Raw genomic sequence first — 17,054 nt, 5'->3', positions numbered from 1 at the left:
ACTTTACGCGGCAGCGAGGGTCGCGGCCAGCAGGGTACGCATCCGCTCTTCCACGCCGTCACCGAAGCCGACGCCCATCGTCAGGCAGCGGTTGTCACCACTTGGCCATGAGCGGTGACCTTTGCCAGTAGTATCAAGCATCACCAGCATGTCGCCGGGGCAAAGGCGGCGGCGGGTTCCATCCGTCGCTTCGATTTCCCACTTGCCCTCCAGCGTGATGGAAAAGCCAGCCATGCCGCAGGGGTGCCAGTCGGTGCAGTGGCTGGGATCGCCGGTGGCGATACCCCAGATCGAAGCCGGCGCGATTCCTTCCCAATGCGTGGTGCCGTCCCCTGCGATCACCTTGCGGGTCAGCGGAATTTCAAGGTCGACGAGGCGCGATCCACCATCAGCTTCGGCATAGATGCACACGGCAGTCTTGGTCATTTCACGGCTCCCCAAGTGATCAGTCGCAGCGGCAAAAAGTCCGGTGGACAGGCTGGAAACAAATGATATATAGATATAACAATATAGGCAAGAAGAGAGCGTCCAGACGTGTCGGTTCTGATCAGCGAAGTTGGCCCCCGTGATGGCCTCCAGAACGTCAAGGCAGTGATGCCGACCGAGGCCAAGAAGGCATGGATCGCCGCCGAAGCGGCCACCGGGGTGCGGGAGATTGAAGTGGGTAGCTTCGTTCCCGCGAAGCTTCTGCCGCAGCTGGCCGACACCGCAGAGATCGTGGCGTTTGCGCGCACATTGCCGGACCTGACCGTTGCCGTTCTGGTGCCAAATGCGCGCGGCGCTGCCGATGCGATCGCTGCCGGAGCGCACAAGCTGACCCTGCCGCTTTCTGTTTCGGAAACCCACTCGCTCAAGAACCTGCGCCGGACGCACGATCAGGTGGTCGAGGAAGCCGCCCGGATCGCGGCGATGATCCGCGAGCTGCCCGAAGCCGAGCGTCCGCATTTCGAGGGCAGCCTTTCCACGGTGTTCGGCTGCACGCTGGAAGGCTCCGTACCTGACGCGCAGATCGCGCGGCTGGCGGAACGGCTGATGGAAGCTGGTTGTGACGAAGTGGGCCTTTCCGACACGACGGGCTACGCCGACCCTTCCGCCGTGAAGCATCTGGTGAAACTGGTACGCGGCGTGGTGGGCGACACGGCGCTGACCGGCATCCATCTGCACAACACCCGTGGCCTTGGCCTTGCCAATGTGCTGGCGGCACTGGATTGCGGGCTCGACACCATTGACGCCTCACTGGGGGGGCTCGGCGGTTGCCCGTTCGCACCGGGGGCGAGCGGGAACATCGTGACCGAGGACCTTGCGTTCATGCTCGAAGCCATCGGGGTCGACACGGGGATCGACCTGGATATGCTCTTCAAGGTCCGTTCGATCGTAGCCGAAGCGCTGCCGGGCGAGCCGCTCTATGGCTTCGTCACCGATGCGGGCCTGCCGCTGGGCTTCACGCCGGCGAGGGTGCGCGAAGCCGCCTGAAGGGGTCTTGGCCTGCCGCAAGGGTTCTCGCTCTGCGGACAACGTCATCTCGCTCTTCCATACACCCCCGCGCGTAAGCTAGCGTCCTGTCCTTGGTCCTCCTCCCTCCCTCAAGGACGCTAGCAACATCGTCATGACACATGACCTGAAACGGGTGCCTACCCGCACGGCGGCCGCTTATGGCGCCGGGCAGCTTGGTGCGCAGATTTTCCGCGACACGCCGGCCGTTCTCCTGCCGATCTTCATGACCACGATCCTGGGCATTCCGCCCTGGCTCTCGGGCATCGTCATCCTGATCCCCAAGCTTTGGGTGATCGTGTGCGACCCGCTGGTCGGCGTCTTTTCCGATCGCAAGAAGGAAGCCTGGGGACGCACAGGCTTCCTGGGGATCGGCGCGATCCTGACCAGCCTTGGCTTCGCCAGCCTTTTCGCCATTGTCGAATATCCCAGCCCCTATGTCGCTGCTGCTGCGGTCTGTGTGCTGTTCCTGGTCGCTTCCACGGCCTTCAGCATCTATTCGGTGCCGTATCTTGCAGTCGCGTCGGAGCTTTCGAACGACCCGCATGAGCGCACCCGTATCCTGACGTTCCGCATGGCGGCGACGATCGGCGGCGTAGTGATCGGCGTGGGCGTGGCGCAGCCGCTGGTATTCGCGCTGGGCGGCGGGGCGCATGGCTGGCACGTCATGGCGTTCTCCTTTGCGGCGCTGTGCCTCGTTTCGATGCTTATCCCCGCCTTCGGCCTGCGTGGCGTGCCGCTGCTCAAGGGAACGCAGGCACCGGGCAAGATGCTGGATCAGCTGAGTTCGGTCGCTTCGAACAAGCCGTTCATGATCCTGCTGGCGACCACCTTCATCCAGGGCATCGGTCAGGCTTCGAGCTATACCGTCATCGGGTTCTACTACGTCTACGCGCTGAACCTGGTGCACATCATTCCGACGTTCGTGATCGCCATGGCTTGCGGCAGCCTGCTCAGCCAGCCGACGTTCCTTTACCTGTCGCGTCGGTTCGGCAAGGAGAAGTGCTACGTCGTGGGCTCGGTACTGTGGATGCTGGTTACCGTGACGTGGTACTTCGTCGAGCCTGAGAGCCCGGTAGTCCTGACCCTGCCGTTGATCGGCGACCTGACGCGCGAAGGCCTGCTAGTGCTGGCACGCGGCGTGTTCATCGGTGTCGTCAACACGGGCTTCCTGCTGCTTTCGTTCTCGATGCTGACGGACACCGTCGACCTGCACCGCCGCCGCCACGGCTCGGCGAACGAAGGTGTGTTTTCCGGCATCTTCAGTGCCGCCGAGAAGTTGGCATTCGCCCTTGGCCCGCTGGTGGCGGGGATCATCATGAGTGCGTTCGGCTTCGTGTCTTCTACCCATGGCGTGGTGCAGCAGAGCCAGAACGCGGTGCTGGGCGTGGTGCTCCTCTACTCGGCCGTTCCCGTGCTCACGCAGTTCCTCAGCCTGCTGGTGTTTTCGCGTTACCGGCTCGACCCGGCCGAGATTTCGACGGGACCGGAGAACTGGGAGGACGCGGCTCGTCTTGAGCCGTCGCCCGGCCTGGAGCGCTGATCGGCCCGTTGCACTGAGAAAAAAAGCCCGCCCTGCGTTTAGCAGGGCGGGTTTTTTGTGTTCGGACTGCGGCTGAGTTCAGGCGCCGGGAATGTTCCCGCCGTCGACCGGGATGAACACGCCCGAGACCGCCTTGTTGGCCGGATCGGCCAGGAACAGCACGCTATTGGCGATGTCCTCAGGCGTGGCGAGGCGACCGAGCGGGCTGTAGGTTTCCATCTTAGCGAGGAAGTCACCGTCGCTCTCGCCATCCAGCTTGTTGCCCATGAGCATTTCCGTCGGCACCGCGCCAGGCAGCACTGCATTGACGCGCACGCCATAGCGCCCCGCAGCCCGCGCTGCAGTGCGCGTGGTCATCAGAACCGCGGCCTTTGATCCGCAATAAGCTGCCCCGGTCGGGTTGGCTGTGATCGACATGCCCGAGCCCATGTTGACGATCGCACCGCCCCTGCCGCTGGCCTTCATGCGCCGGATGGCGTGCTTGCAACCAAGGAATACGCCGTCCGAATTGATTGCGAAGTGCTTCTGCCACAGCTCCAGGGGCATGTCTTCGAAGGGGATGTTGGGGCGGTAGATGCCGGCATTGTTGACCAGTACGTCGATGCCGCCAAGCTCGCGATCGATATAGTCCATCAGCGCGATCCAGGAATCTTCGCTGGTCACGTCGAGGCTGCGTTCGATGACTTTGCCATCACCTGCAATTTCGCCGGAGGTGGCAAGATCGGCACTGATGACAGTGGCGCCAGCTGCAGCGAATGCCGTGACGATGGCCTTGCCAAGACCACCCGCACCGCCGGTGACGACGACGTTCAGGCCGGTGAAATTGTCTTTGATCATCGTGACTTGGGTTCCCGATAAGATGTGATTCCAACCTGTTGCCGGTGTGGCACAGATGCGACCCTGCTTCGCGGTTAACCTTCGCTGTTCGCGGGCAAGCACGGATTCTGATGGCTGTCCGCCTAGTGATAAATCATCGGCTGGTGATCAACGAACTCGACTCAAATTGTCCGAAATCGGTTGTGAGGCACCTTCCTCGGACAACAAAGGTTCAGGGAAAATCGTCATGTCCAGTCGGTTCGGTTTCCTTTTCAGCACCACTCTTGCCACCACATTCGCAACTGCGCCGGCAATGGCGCAGGAGGCTGCTCAGACTACGTCGGAGGCCGTCAGCGGCAACGACATCGTCGTCACGGCGCAGCGTCGTGAACAGTCGCTGCAGGACACTCCGATTGCCGTGAGCGCCTTCAGTCCCGAAATGCTGGAAGATCGCGCGATCAGCAGCGTGGTCAATATCGCGCAGAACACGCCGGGCCTTTACCTGAGCCAGGGCACCGCATCGCCAAGCACGCTTCAGGTCGCCATGCGCGGGGCGCTGGAACAGAACGGCGGCACCATCACCTCTGAATCTCCTGTCGCGATCTACATCGACGACGTCTACCAGTCGCGCCTTTCCGCGGCTGACTACGACCTTGCCGACATCGAGCGGGTCGAGGTGCTGCGCGGGCCGCAGGGGACGCTTTATGGTCGCAACTCGATGACCGGGGCGATCAAGCTGGTCACCCGCCAGCCGAATGGGGAGCACTGGGCGAATTTCGACATCAGCTACGCCCGTTTCGAGGAAGTGAAAGCCAAGGTCAGCGTCGGAGCGCCGATCACCGGGAACCTCGCGCTGGCGGCCTCGGGCTTCTACGACAACCGCAACCAGGGCTGGCAGCATAACATCTACACCGGCGAGGACGTGACCAAGTTCCGCCGCTACGGTGGGCAGGTTGCCCTTGGTGTGACCAATGTCGACAAGCTGGAGGCGGTGGTCACCGCGCGCTATGCCAAGAGCACCAGTGACGGCCAGCACTTCCTTCCGATCGAGCCGACATCTCCCTACAATCCGGCGATCGGCTTCTACGAGACTCGCACGCCGCTTCCCGCCCTTGGCAACAATGAGCAGTATTCGTTCTCCGGCAGGCTTGGCTACGATCTGAGCGATGCGATCACCGTGCGTTCCATCACCGCCTACCAGCACCTCAAGGAGCGCTGGGCGCTCGACTTTGCGGGGGGCTACGTGGCGCCGGGCAGCGATGCGGACCCGATCGTCGGGTTCTATCGTGACAGTCTGGGGCGCCAGAACCAGTTCACGCAGGAATTCCAGTTTCTTGCCAACAGTGCCGACGATCGTTTCCACTTCATCGCGGGCGCCTTCTACTTCCGTGAACATGCAGAACAGGGCACGGCGGGGGATATCTACCTTGGCTATCAGCTCCAGCCTTCGACGATCGATACGACCTCGAAAAGCTATGCGGGTTATGCCCAGGCAGACTACGAGGTCGTGCCCGGCCTGACTGCATCGGCGGGTATCCGCTACACCCACGATACCAAGCGGTTCTTCGGCACCACGCCGGATGCGCTGGGCGTAATGCATGAACTGAATTACGCCATCAAGGCCAACGTCTGGACGCCCAAGTTCAACCTTCAGTACAAGTTTTCTCCTGACGCGATGGTCTATGCCACCGTGGCCCGCGGCTATCGGGCAGCAGGTTTCAACTCGCTCAATTCGGGTGAACCGGACGGGTACGGGCGGCCTTATGCTCCGGAATTCGCATGGTCCTACGAAGTCGGCGCCAAGGTGGACCTGCTTGATCGCGCGTTGCAACTGAACCTTGCGGCCTATCATGAGAGCCTCGACAACCTGCAGACGCTGGCATTGGGGAATGTCGCAGGCAGTTATCTCATCCAGAACGCGGCCAAAGCCAAAGTGCAGGGCATCGAACTGGAATCGACCCTGCGGCCCGTGGAGGGTGTCAGCCTTTTCGGGAACGTGACTTACACTTACGACAAATATCAGGAACTCGATCCTGAATCTCAGGCGGCGACTGCCGGGGCGACGCGGTTGCCGCTTATCTCTCGCTGGCAGTATCAGGTCGGCGGCACGGCGGATATCCCGGTGGGCGACAGCACAATGACACTCGCCGCGGATTACAGCTGGCGTTCGTCCTACAATTCGCTCGTATCGCTATCGGAAGCCTCGCAGAATCCGGCCATCGGGCGCGCCAATGCGTCGATCACCTACAAGCTGCCCGGCGATCACATACAGATCTATGCGCAGGCCACCAATGTGTTCGATTCAAAGGACTGGTTCGCTTCGGCCGAGTTCGTACCGGGTGTGTTCGGCTACAAGATCCCGCTGGAGCCGCGCGTCTGGCGCATCGGCTTTCGCTACAAGATGTGAACAAAGCCAGTGCGGTGCCTGAGCAGATGCCGGGCATGATGCGTCGGCATCCCGGCATAAAACTGATGACCAAGGAGTGATGCAAATGGCCGGAGAAACCGGAATCGCAGAACCGGTGCAGGATGTCGACTTCGGCTCCCCGGCCTTCCTCGAAGATCCCTGGAGTCCGCTGCGCGCGCTCCAGGGCCAGGACCCGGTGTTCTGGAGCGAAAAGCAGCAGGCGTGGATCGTGACGCGCTACGACGATGTCATGGCGACGTTTCGGGACCAGCGGCTGTCCGCGTCGCGTATCGTGCCGTTTCTCTCCACGCTCGTGGCCGATGTTCGGGCGGAATATCCTCTGGTCGCGCAATTCGAGGAGAAGTGGATTTCCAACGTCGATCAGCCGGTTCATTCCCGCCTGCGGCGGCTGATGGCGAATGCGTTTTCGCGCAAGGTGGTGGACGCTTTGCGTCCCGCCTCACGCAAGATCAGCGCGGACATTCTGAGCGAAGTGGACGGGCGCGAGGTGGACTACGTTCACGCGGTCGCGCGTGAACTTCCGGCGCGGGTAATCACTGCGATGTTCGGCATCCCGGACCACTTGCGCGATCAGTTCGCCGACTGGGCTGGGGCGATCCAGCAGGCGACCGGCGCAGCCGTACTGACGCGAGACATGGTGGACCTTTATCACCAGACCCTCGCCGACATGAACGTTGAACTGCTCAAGCTTATCGCCGAACGTCGCGAAAGCCCGAAAGAAGATCTGCTTAGCCAGTTTGTTCAGGCGCGCGATGCAAACGACCAGTTGTCCGATGATGAATTGTTGGGGGCTTGCCATGCGACCATCATCGCAGGCTTCGAGACCACGATGCATATGCTGACACTGGGTATGCTCGAATTGCATGAACGGCCGGTGCTGCAGCAGCGCCTGCTTTCAAGTTCTTCTGATGCAGCGCAAGTCGTGGACGAACTGCTGCGCTACATCGGCATGGCCAAGGGCATGCTGCGCATAGCGCGCGAGGATTTCGAGTGGCATGGCAAGACGATCCGCAAAGGCGATTTCGTCTATGGCATGAACATATCCGCCAACCGTGATCCGCGCATGTGGCAGCGGCCGGACGAGATCGATCCGGACCGCGACAACAATCGCTCCATGGCGTTTGGGCCGGGTATGCACTTCTGCCTCGGCCATTTGCTGGCGAAGATGGAACTCGCCGAGTTTTTCACCGAGCTTTTCGGTAGCTATGACGTGGCAATTCTCTCTGCCGGGCGGCCGTGGATCAACAGCTTCACTTTCCGCGGGCTGGAGCGACTGCCGGTGCGGATCAGCGCGAAGAGCTGATCCACACGGTCGATCAGGATTTCGCGCAGTTGCGGCGTCAGATGCCCAGCGCGCCCGGATTGAGCAGCCCCCTGGGGTCCACCTGCGCCTTTATTGCCTGCAGCAGAGCCAGCGCACCCTCGTCACGTTCACGCGCGTAGGGGTAAAGCTTGCCCACCTGAAAATGGCCCGCGCCGTGGGCATGCATCAGACCGATGATCTCGGTGCGGATTTCCTCGACAAGCGCGGCACCTTCGGGATTGGCGGCATGGCGCGGCAGGCTGGCGAGGTAGCGCGGCTCCATCATCCGTTCATGATAGGGTGTCAGTTCGTCCTTCCAGTACAGGGCCGGTTCGTAAAGGAACGTTCCTGCCCCGATCGAAGAGAACATTGCGCCGATGTAGGCGCCTTTGCGGTCCATCTCGGCCCGCTTGCTCTCTACGTAAGCGCTAAAGGCGGCATGGAACGAGGCCACGCGCGAGTGGGGGAGCAGGCCATGCAACGGCACCCAGCGCTCACCTGCGGGGCCCAGCATATTGTGCAAGGGCTGGAACGGCATTGCCCGCACGACCGTCGGCACTGAGTTGGCGATTTCACGCCCGAAGCCAGTCGCTACCTTGCGAATGGCGTCGATCTTGGCGCGCGCTTCCACGGCGGAATAGCCATCGGCGATGTAATGCGCAGCGTAAGGCGCGGAGGCCAGAACCCGTCGTCCCGCTGCTGCCATGCGAACCAGGCTGCGCGCTCCTGCCAGCGCGTTGGGAGACGAACGCCACACGCCCTTTGCTACGGAGAGCATCGTGCCGGTGTCCTGCCTGGCGATCTGGCCCTGCGACAGCGCAAGATCGAGCCCGAATGACTTCTCCTCGATCTTCATGGCCGCGATCGTGGACATGCAGCCGTGCAGAGCGGCGAAGTCGGGGAAAGTGAAGGATGCGGTCTCATGTGCGGGCTTGCGACGCAGCAGTTTCAGCGTGATCGCCGTTTTGATGCCCAGGGCCCCGGAATCTCCCAGGAACAGGCCGGCGAGGTCCGGACCATAGTTGCGGAAATGGCCCCAGTGCGCTTGTGAGCCGGTTGTGCCGGTGCGCACGAATGTCCCGTCCGGCAGCAGCACTTCCACGGCTATGACACTGTCTGCTGAAATGCCGTTGGCGTTGGAGCCGTGACCGTTGGCATTCTGGCTTATCGTGCCGCCGACGCTTGCGGCAAGGCCGCTGAAGGTGCCGACGAAAGGCACTTTCAGCCCGTACGAGGCGAGCGCATCGTCCAGCGCCTTCCAGCTGATTCCCGGCTCGACGGTGACGGTCATGTCGGTTTCGTCGATGGATATCACGCGGCCGAGACCCGAACTGTCGATTACCACGCTGTCGGCTCGCTTGGGCAAGTGCGCATCGGTATAGGACACACCGCCGCCGCGGGTATGGATCGCCAGTCCCGCTTCGGCCGCCGCGAGGACAATGGCGCGCAAGTCTGCGATGCTGCTCGGCCGGAACACGCCTGCGGGGGTGGCGTGGCGGCGGTAGACGTCGGAGCCGAAGAAGTCCGCTTCGCTGTCCGGCAGGCGCGATGGGGCACTGTCGAGGGCATCGGGCAGGGGCATCGGCATCTCTCTCGATCGGTTTGGTGTGTCAGGACTTGCGTGCGATCAGCACTTCCCAGCCGCCGCCGGGTGCATACTCGCCAGCTTTGAATTCGCGGTCGGCCAGTTCATCCGCCTTGGCGGCATCGTAGCCTTTTGCTTCGGCGCCCGCGTACTCGCGGATCACCATCGGCGCGGTGTCGAAGCGGATCGTCTCGGGATCGAAGCCGGCCTTTCTTGCCAGCGCTACCTGATCCATTTCGCGCATGGCGCCCCAGAAAGGCTCGTTGTTGTAATAAGTCTCGTTGTCGAGGATGAACTGGGTGAACGGGTCCATCAGGTCGAACGGTGGCAGGTCGCAGTGGATCATGACGCCGCCGGGACGCAGCAGGCGAAAGCATTCGTCGAAGATCCGGGGCATGGCCTTGCCACTGGTTTCGTGCAGCAGGATGTGGCTGACGACAAGATCGAATGAACCGTCGTCGAACTCGGTCCGCTCGGCGTTCATCTGCGCGAAGTTCACCGTTTCGCCCAGCGCTACGGAGCGGGCGTGAGCGTAGCGCACCAAGGGCTCCGCCACGTCGATGCCCCAGACTTCGGCCTCGGGGAAGAACTCCTTGTAGGGCAGGGTCGAGTGGCCCACCGTGCAACCCATGTCGAGTACGCGGGCCGGCACGAAATCCGGCATCGTGCGGCGGATATAGTTCACCACCGAACGGCCCTTGCCATCGTTGAACGGCCCGCCGTAGCCCATGCCGTAAAGATAGACGCCCCGTTCATAGAGTGCGCCGGCCGCGAACTGTTCGGCGTCACTCTGCGCTGCATAACCGCCCGGCATGCAGTGGATGTCGAGTGCGGTGACGTAGCGCGGCACGTTGAACGCGCTGGGAATCCGCAGTTCGCCGCCTTGTCCCTCGCGCGCCTTGACTTCGGCGGCAAGGCGTGGCCAGTCGCGTTCGATAGTGTCCACCACCGAGAGCCACAGCAGTTCCTGCGCGGTGCGATTGAGCGCAGCGTAGGACTGGAAGTAGGGCTCCGTCTTCATGGCTTTTCGCACGTCATGGCGGCTCGCCAGATCGACGCCAAGCGACTTCGATTCCGCTGCTGTCTTGGCGAAAAGCGGGGTCAGGCCCGGCAGGACTTCTCGCTGGATGAAGCCGCGCAGCCCCTTGGCGAAATTCTGGCGGCTCGCTTCGTCATGGCTGGCGCGCGGAAGGACCGGATGGTCGGCTTGCTGGAAGACGTTGAGCATCAGTCCAGACCCAGATCGATCTGGGCCAACTCGTAGCGGACCGGCCCGAACGAACCCTGCAGACGCAGGGGCAGGTAATCGCCGGGTGTCACCCAGAAGTCGGCGTATTCGGGCACGAACTCGCTCCAGCGCACCTTGAAGTGCTCGGCTTCGAATGCTCCGGCGCGAACGGTGATTTCCTCACGGGCGATGTAGGTAACCAGCGGCGTTACGCAGTGCGCGCGGTAATGGCCCATGCCCCATTCGGAGGTCGAGTTGGTAACACAGGTCACCGGCTTCTCCACACCCGGATCGGCGGTGCCGCAGGCCGCAGCGACCAGCACGTCGGCCAGGATCGTGTGCATGCCGAGGTAGTCGATACGCTTGCCTGCCTCCAGCCGCTGCGAGAACCGCCCTGCTTCCTGCGAAAAGATTTCCGCCTCTACCGCCGTCCCGTCGATCCGGAACCAGCAGTGCGCCTTGAGGTCGCCGTCCACGAATTCGCGGGTCTGTGCCTCGATCGGGTTCCAGGCGCCATCGACCGACCATGTGGCGTTGCGTAGCACCTTGCGGTCGTCGAACTCGATGGTGGCGTTCATCAGCCGGCCCTTGTCCCAGACCGACATGGTGAAGGCTTCGCGCCCCCATTCCTCGTCGCCTTCCTTGAGATGGACGACACGGCCGGAGAGATGCTTGGGGATCTGGTAGGTCATGGTCGGTCCTTTGCAGGGCTCACCAGGGAACGGTTTCGCCGGTGTATTCGAGGAAGGGGGCGCCTTTCGGAGAGGGTTCGGCGGTGCTGACAAGGCGGTAGATACCCGCCACGCTGTCGGCGATCTCAACGGTGGCGTCAGCGCCGCCCATCTCGGTTTTCGCCCAGCCGGGGCAGATGATCAGCACGGCACGTGCCGACCCCGAAGGTGCTCCGTGCGTGACGGCGAAGCTGCGCACCAGCATGTTGAGCGCCGCCTTGCTGACGCGGTACAGGTCTGCGCCGGCCAGCGTGTTGCGCGCCATCGATCCCATGCCTGAACTGGTGAAGGCGAATGTTCCGCCTTCTGGCACCAACGGCTCCAGCAAAGTGGCAAGGCGCACGCCGCCGATCGCGTTGGTCTGAAGGACGCGCAAGATTTCTTCGTCGCTACGCTCCCAGATCGGTACATCGCCTTGCGGCAGGATGCCCGAAACGATGTGCAGCACGTCGATCCGCTGCCCGGCAAGGGTATCGCGCAAGGCAAGCGCCTGCCGCTCATCTGTGATGTCGAGCGGCAGAACGGTGATGCCTTCCAACGCTTCCAGCGCGGGGGAGGGGGAGACCGTGGTCGCTACAACGTCCCAGCCTTCGGCAAGATAGTGCCGGGCCAGCGCGAGGCCGAGGCCCTGGGTGGCACCTACCAGCAGGACCCGGCGCGTGCTCACTTCCAGCCGGCTCCGCGCAGGAACTTCGCGACTTCATCGGCCCATGCTTCGGGCTGTTGATCGACGATGTCGACGCCGCCTCCTTCCAGCGCCGCGAAGGCGAAGTGGGGGAAAAGTTCATGGGCGCGCTGCGCGTGGCCGAAGATCATGTCGCCGGTGTTAGACAGGATCAGCGTCGGCTGTTTCACTTGCGCCAGTTGCGGTTCCTGATCGTACATGTAGGCGGCGTTGTGGCCGTACCAGAAGGCGCCACGCCCGATCAGCGCCTGCACCACGTAATCACTCAGCCGCGCATCGGGGATGGTCCCGCTGGCCAGGTTGTTCCGGATATCGAACAGTTCCGCCATATGCCCTGCATGTTCACGCGCGCCGTAGGCCAGTTCCCACTGGTGCAGGTTGTCGAGGAAGTTCCGGCGATCTTCGGCGCTCACCAGCAGCGGACCGTTTACGATCAGCGCGGAAATGCGGTCCGGGAACAGGACGGCCCCCTCGGTCGCCGCCAGTGCGCCGGTGTGGTGACCTAGCAGTGCCGTGCGTTCGATCTCCAGTGCATCAAGCACGGCGGGAATGACCTGCGCGTAATCGGTGACGGTGGGAGTATCGGGCGTGGGGTCGGACATGCCGAAGCCGGGCATGTCGATGCCGATCGCGCGATAGCCACGAGCGGCCAGGGGGGCGTAGACATTGTCGAACTGGCCCGATGTCATCGGGGCCTGATGGAACATCAGCAGCGCGGGGCCTTCGCCCGTCTCCTGAAAGTGAACCTGCCCGAACGGACCGTCTGCGTAATGACGGCGGGGCCAAGAATGCTTCATCAGATATCTCCTGTCGCGACCTTGTCGAGCGTTTCGTGATAGGCGCGGTCGCTGTACTTGTGTTCGAGTTCGCTGCGGCGCTGGCGCGAGAATTGGAAGAGCCTGCCGTAGAAATCCTGAAGCGCCTGCTCGCGCTCGCGCAGCAGCGCCTCGTCGGGCTGGAGGGCTTCGATTTCTGCGGCAAGGTTGATGCCGTGACGGGTCATCACGCGCTCTGCCGTGTCGAGCCTTTCGCGCACGACATGCAGTTCCTGTGCGAGAACCAGCACCATCGACAGAACTTCGTCGACGCCTTCAGTGGTGAAGAATTCCGGGCGTTTGCCGCGCACGGTGCGTGGAAGTTCAGGGTGATCCGTCATGTGTTCAATCCGTCCAGCGCCGCCAGCACCTGCGCCAGCGGCTCCACGTCGGCGTACTTGTAGGCCATGTCGAACAGGTTCACCGCATGGGCCGTGGGGCTGCGGTCGTAGACGCATTCCTCCGGCACGGTGACGCGGAAGTTGTAGGCAAAGGCGTCTACTACGCTGCCGCGCACGCAGCCGCTGGTCGTGCAGCCGGTGACGACCACGCTGTCGCAGCCCAGATCGATGAGATAGCTGGCCAGCGGCGTTCCGAAGAAGGCGCTGGGGTGCTTCTTGGGCAGCAGTACGTCACCGGGGAGCGGTGCGACTTCCTCTACGAAGCGGTAGCCTTCGGCTGCTATCGTCATGAGTTCGGGCACTTTGGCGGCGAGGCGGCCCTGATCGAACGCCTCCTTGGGGGCGACGTGGGGGTATAGCACGGGCAGGCCCAGTTCGCGGAACTTCGCCAGCAAGGGGGCAATGTGGCGTACCGCCTGCCATCCCGCATCGCCGCAGCTGGTCTTGAACTCCTCTATCGCGTGCCAGAACGGTAGCTCACGGGTACCTATGGTGCGATACTGCACGTCTATGATGAGCAGGGCCGGGCGCTTGCCGATACCACCGGGCCGACCGAAACCGGCCGCGCGGTAACGGCGCTCCTCCTCTTCGGAGACGATGCCGGTCCACGGCCTGTTCATGACTTCATGTCGCCTTCGTAGTGAAGCCGCATCGCGTCCCATTCGGCGGTGCGCACCACCTTCTGACGCTGTACGAAATCGGCAAGGCGATCGCCCACGTTCTGCAGCGAGCCGTCGTCCTTCAGCGCGCCCAGCACCTGCTGCATTGCCAGCACCGAAGCCTGCAGCGCCGCATTGGCATAGAGGACGAGGCCATAGCCCATCGCTTCGAACTCGCTCGCGGGGAAGGGCGGTGTCTTGCCGCCGTGGACCACGTTGACGAGATGCGGCAGGCCGGGGTTGCGGCAGGGGGCATCGCGCAGTTCGGCTTCGGTGGTCAGCGCCTCTACGAAAAGGATGTCGGCGCCTGCCTCGGCATAGCGGGCAGCGCGTTCGATGGCTGCTTCGTAGCCTTCCACCGCCTTGGCGTCGGTGCGGGCCATGATGAGCGTATTCTGGTCGCGGCGGGCGTCCACCGCCGCCTTGATCTTGCCGATCATTTCAGCGGCGGGGGCAACGTCCTTGCCTTCGAAGTGGCCGCAGCGCTTGGGAAAGACCTGATCCTCGATCTGGATGACGGCTGCTCCGGCCGCTTCGAGGCGGCGCACCGCGTGATAGCAGCTGACCGAATTGCCATAGCCGGTATCGGCATCGACGACGAGGGGCACGTCGACCACGGCGGCGATCCGCTCTACCGCCTGCGCCATGTCGGAAAGGCCCAGGATGCCGATATCGGGCAGGCCCAGTTCGGTGTTCGCCACACCCGCGCCGGTCACATAGAGCGCTTCGTAGCCCAGATCCTGCGCCACGCGCGCTGCAAGCGGATTGGCCACGCCCGGCAGCAGGACGGTGCGCTTGTCTGCCGCGTTCGGCGCAGTGAGCCGCAGCTTGAATTCGTGTCTGGTCATAAGCGCGAAGACTATCGGTGCCGTGGCCACGCGGGAGGCGGGGCGCGGGCGCTATCCGGCAGGTGGAGTTTGTTCGGCTGGCGGGCAAAGCTGCGCATAAGTGCTGGCAGCACGGCAGGGCATCCTAGGCTGCACGCATGACGCCAGACGAGCGCATCCCTGTGGAGATCCTGAGCGGCTTTCTGGGCAGCGGCAAGACCACGCTGCTCAACCGGATGCTGGCCAAGGGCGCCTTTCGCGACACTGCCGTCGTGGTGAACGAACTGGGCGAAATCGCGCTCGATCACCTGCTGGTCGAAAGCGCGCCGGGGCAGGTGGCGCTGCTGGAGGGCGGATGCCTGTGCTGCGCCGTCATCGATTCGTTGCCCGAAACCCTGCTGGACCTGTGCCGGCGCCGTTCGGCGGGAGAGCTGCCGCGCTTTGGCAGGATCGTTATCGAAACCACTGGCCTGGCTGATCCGGGTCCGATCATTGAGGTGATCCGCCGCAGCCCGCTGCTGGCGCATTTCCTGTCGCTGGGGGTCATCGTGACTGCGCTCGACATGCTGGGCGGTCAGGCGCAGGTGGAGCGTCACCCCGAGGCGCTGCGCCAGTTGGTTCTGGCCGACCGGCTGGTGCTTACCAAGCTGGACCTGCGCACGCCGCTCAGTCCGGAAGAATGCATCTGGATCGCCGGTGCCAATCCGCTGGCGGATGTGGTCACGGCCGCAGACGTGCTGACCGATCCGGCGCTTCTGCTTGCGCCTCCGCGCGGGCCTCGCCTTGCCGGGACGGATAGCCCTGCCGCGTATTCCCACGCAGCGCATACCCATGGCGTGCGGGCCTGCAGCTTCCGCCTGAACGAGCCCGTGACGCGCGCGGGGCTTGCCGCTTTTGCGGCGGCGCTTGAACTTAGCTTCGGTGCTGACCTGCTGCGCTGCAAGGGACTGGTCGAAACGCGCGGGCGCCTGTTGCTGGTGCAGGGCGTGGGCACGCGCTTGGCGGTATCTGAGGCACCGCCGTCCGCTGCGGGGGGCGAACCGCACCTTACCGTCATCGTCCGGCAGCGGGGGGAGGACGAGATCGCGGCGCTACTCCCGTGGCTCCACGTACCCGAGGGCACGATGCCCCCAACCAGAGAGGGTCTGCAATGAGCGGCTTCGATCTTCTGATCGCCAACGGCACCATAGTCGATCCCGTAAGCGGTACTGCGCCCGGCGATATCGCCATCGCCGACGGCCGAATTGCTGCGCGCCTCGCTTCCGGCAGCGGGGCTGCCGCGCGCGAGACGATTGACGCGTCGGGCCTTCATGTCTTTCCGGGGCTGATCGACACGCACGTCCACTTCGGCTTTGGAGAGCCGATCACCGAATACACCACCGAAACGCAACATGCGGCCATCGGTGGGTTCACGTCTATCCTCGGCTACTTCCTGTCGAGCGAGGGCTACGGCGATATCTTCGATGCCGAATATGCCCACGCCCGCGCGCGGGCGCACGTCGATTTCGGTTTCCACTTCTCCGTCGCCAGCGAACGGCACGTAGAGGAGATGGCGCGCTACGTGGCCGATTACGGTGTCACGTCCTTCAAATATTTCATGAACTTCAAGGGCGAAGAGGGGCGCTATCTCGGTCTGGACGGCACCGACGATGGGTACTTCTATGCGTTGCTGGAAAAGGCGGCGAGCCTTGGCGAAGTCACCATCGTCGTCCACACCGAGAACATCGAACTGGTCAACCGATTCCGCCGCGCCAGCATCGCCGGGGGCGGAATGACGCTGAAGGACTGGAACCTTTCCAAGCCCGCGATCACCGAGGCCGAAAGCACCATTCGTGCGCTATATCTGGCGGAAAAGCTGGGTGCGCAGATTTATATCCCGCACATTTCCACCCGCATGGCGCTGGACGAGGTGCGCCGTTGGCGCGATCGTTATGACCGGGTGACGGTGGAAACCTGCCCGCATTACCTGACGCATGACTGGGACGCGGATATCGGTTCGATCGGCAAGGCCAACCCGCCCTTCCGCAGCCCGGACGACGTTGCCGCGATGTGGGAGGGGCTGGCGGACGGTGCGATAGACGTTGTCGCGTCCGACCATGTTCCCCGCAAGCGGGCGACCAAGGAGAAGCCCGTCTGGCAGGCATCGCAGGGCTTTCCCGGCACGGCCACGATCCTGCCGGTCCTGCTGGATCAGGGCTATCACAAGGGGCGTCTATCCCTTGACCGGATCGCGCAGTTGCTGACCAGCAAGCCGGCGGAGGCGTTCTCCATGAAAGGCAAGGGCAGCCTTGCCCCCGGCGCGGACGGGGACGTGACGCTGGTGGATCTGGAGCAGAGCCGCGTGGTCGATCCCGCCGCGCTGGCTTCGTATTCGGACTATAGCCTGTACGAAGGCTGGACCCTGCGCGGCTGGCCGGTGCGGGCGATCCTGCGCGGGGAGACGATCATGCAGGACGGCAAGGTCACCGGGGCGGGCGGATATGGGCGCTACCTGGCGCGCGCAGCGTCCGTGCCGATGGCGGCGGCGCTAGCGCGAACCTGA

At 63.4% G+C, this 17,054-nt stretch carries 16 protein-coding genes; 6 read left to right on the top strand and 10 right to left on the bottom strand.

What is annotated here, in order from left to right; all coding sequences use genetic code 11:
• Positions 1-3: 3 nt before the first annotated feature.
• Positions 4-426 (bottom strand): cupin domain-containing protein, encoded by a 423-nt coding sequence (locus tag A8V01_RS18480; RefSeq protein ID WP_103097735.1) that lies wholly within the window; start codon positions 424-426, stop codon positions 4-6.
• A gap of 108 nt (positions 427-534) precedes the next feature.
• Between A8V01_RS18480 and A8V01_RS18475 the strand changes: the two genes are divergently transcribed.
• A complete protein-coding gene (locus A8V01_RS18475) occupies positions 535-1,473 on the top strand; it encodes a hydroxymethylglutaryl-CoA lyase (protein ID WP_103097733.1) in 939 nt (312 codons plus the stop codon).
• A gap of 133 nt (positions 1,474-1,606) precedes the next feature.
• Positions 1,607-3,034 (top strand): MFS transporter, encoded by a 1,428-nt coding sequence (locus tag A8V01_RS18470; protein ID WP_103097731.1) that lies wholly within the window; start codon positions 1,607-1,609, stop codon positions 3,032-3,034.
• A 78-nt stretch (positions 3,035-3,112) separates the two neighbouring features.
• On the opposite strand, the gene A8V01_RS18465 is transcribed toward A8V01_RS18470, so the two are convergent.
• Positions 3,113-3,871, bottom strand: coding sequence for an SDR family NAD(P)-dependent oxidoreductase (locus A8V01_RS18465; protein ID WP_103097729.1), 759 nt, complete (start codon positions 3,869-3,871; stop codon positions 3,113-3,115).
• Positions 3,872-4,097: 226 nt separating this feature from the next.
• Here A8V01_RS18465 and A8V01_RS18460 point away from each other — a divergent pair, with 226 nt between their 5' ends.
• Together A8V01_RS18460 and A8V01_RS18455 are read left to right on the top strand one after the other, a co-directional pair.
• On the top strand, positions 4,098-6,257 hold the full coding sequence (locus tag A8V01_RS18460; RefSeq protein ID WP_170065984.1) for a TonB-dependent receptor: 2,160 nt from the start codon (positions 4,098-4,100) through the stop codon (positions 6,255-6,257).
• An 85-nt stretch (positions 6,258-6,342) separates the two neighbouring features.
• The gene (locus A8V01_RS18455; protein ID WP_170065983.1) at positions 6,343-7,581 is read left to right on the top strand and encodes a cytochrome P450; all 1,239 of its coding nucleotides are present in this window, start codon (positions 6,343-6,345) and stop codon (positions 7,579-7,581) included.
• A 37-nt stretch (positions 7,582-7,618) separates the two neighbouring features.
• Here the strand turns inward: A8V01_RS18455 and A8V01_RS18450 are convergent, their stop codons facing one another.
• Genes A8V01_RS18450 through A8V01_RS18415 form a run of 8 tightly spaced genes read right to left on the bottom strand, consistent with a single transcriptional unit; the run spans position 7,619 to position 14,533 of the window.
• Entirely contained in the window at positions 7,619-9,163 is a 1,545-nt protein-coding gene (locus tag A8V01_RS18450) for an FAD-binding oxidoreductase (RefSeq protein ID WP_170065982.1), read from the bottom strand.
• A gap of 28 nt (positions 9,164-9,191) precedes the next feature.
• Positions 9,192-10,394, bottom strand: a complete 1,203-nt coding sequence (locus tag A8V01_RS18445) for a class I SAM-dependent methyltransferase (RefSeq protein ID WP_103097721.1) — start codon at positions 10,392-10,394, stop codon at positions 9,192-9,194.
• Entirely contained in the window at positions 10,394-11,086 is a 693-nt protein-coding gene (locus tag A8V01_RS18440; protein WP_103097719.1) for a hypothetical protein, read from the bottom strand. Before A8V01_RS18440 ends, A8V01_RS18445 begins: the two co-directional genes overlap by 1 nt.
• A 19-nt stretch (positions 11,087-11,105) precedes the next feature.
• A complete protein-coding gene (locus A8V01_RS18435; RefSeq protein ID WP_170065981.1) occupies positions 11,106-11,792 on the bottom strand; it encodes an SDR family oxidoreductase in 687 nt (228 codons plus the stop codon).
• A complete protein-coding gene (locus A8V01_RS18430; RefSeq protein WP_103097714.1) occupies positions 11,789-12,607 on the bottom strand; it encodes an alpha/beta fold hydrolase in 819 nt (272 codons plus the stop codon). Before A8V01_RS18430 ends, A8V01_RS18435 begins: the two co-directional genes overlap by 4 nt.
• The gene (locus A8V01_RS18425) at positions 12,607-12,966 is read right to left on the bottom strand and encodes a hypothetical protein (protein ID WP_103097711.1); all 360 of its coding nucleotides are present in this window, start codon (positions 12,964-12,966) and stop codon (positions 12,607-12,609) included. The genes A8V01_RS18430 and A8V01_RS18425 overlap by 1 nt, the downstream gene beginning before the upstream one ends.
• Positions 12,963-13,646 carry an isochorismatase family protein gene (locus tag A8V01_RS18420; RefSeq protein ID WP_103097709.1) on the bottom strand — a complete coding sequence of 228 codons (684 nt, stop codon included), beginning with the start codon at positions 13,644-13,646 and terminating at the stop codon, positions 12,963-12,965. Before A8V01_RS18420 ends, A8V01_RS18425 begins: the two co-directional genes overlap by 4 nt.
• Positions 13,643-14,533 (bottom strand): isocitrate lyase/PEP mutase family protein, encoded by an 891-nt coding sequence (locus A8V01_RS18415; RefSeq protein ID WP_103097706.1) that lies wholly within the window; start codon positions 14,531-14,533, stop codon positions 13,643-13,645. Before A8V01_RS18415 ends, A8V01_RS18420 begins: the two co-directional genes overlap by 4 nt.
• Positions 14,534-14,670: 137 nt before the next feature.
• Between A8V01_RS18415 and A8V01_RS18410 the strand changes: the two genes are divergently transcribed.
• Positions 14,671-15,666, top strand: a complete 996-nt coding sequence (locus tag A8V01_RS18410; protein ID WP_103097704.1) for a CobW family GTP-binding protein — start codon at positions 14,671-14,673, stop codon at positions 15,664-15,666.
• Positions 15,663-17,054, top strand: a complete 1,392-nt coding sequence (locus A8V01_RS18405; protein ID WP_103097701.1) for a dihydroorotase — start codon at positions 15,663-15,665, stop codon at positions 17,052-17,054. Before A8V01_RS18410 ends, A8V01_RS18405 begins: the two co-directional genes overlap by 4 nt.

The organism is Novosphingobium guangzhouense, from assembly GCF_002896965.1.
Classification (GTDB): Bacteria; Pseudomonadota; Alphaproteobacteria; order Sphingomonadales; family Sphingomonadaceae; genus Novosphingobium; species Novosphingobium guangzhouense.
Note: the sequence above shows the minus strand (reverse complement) of the source record. Positions and strands in the feature narration are given on the sequence as shown.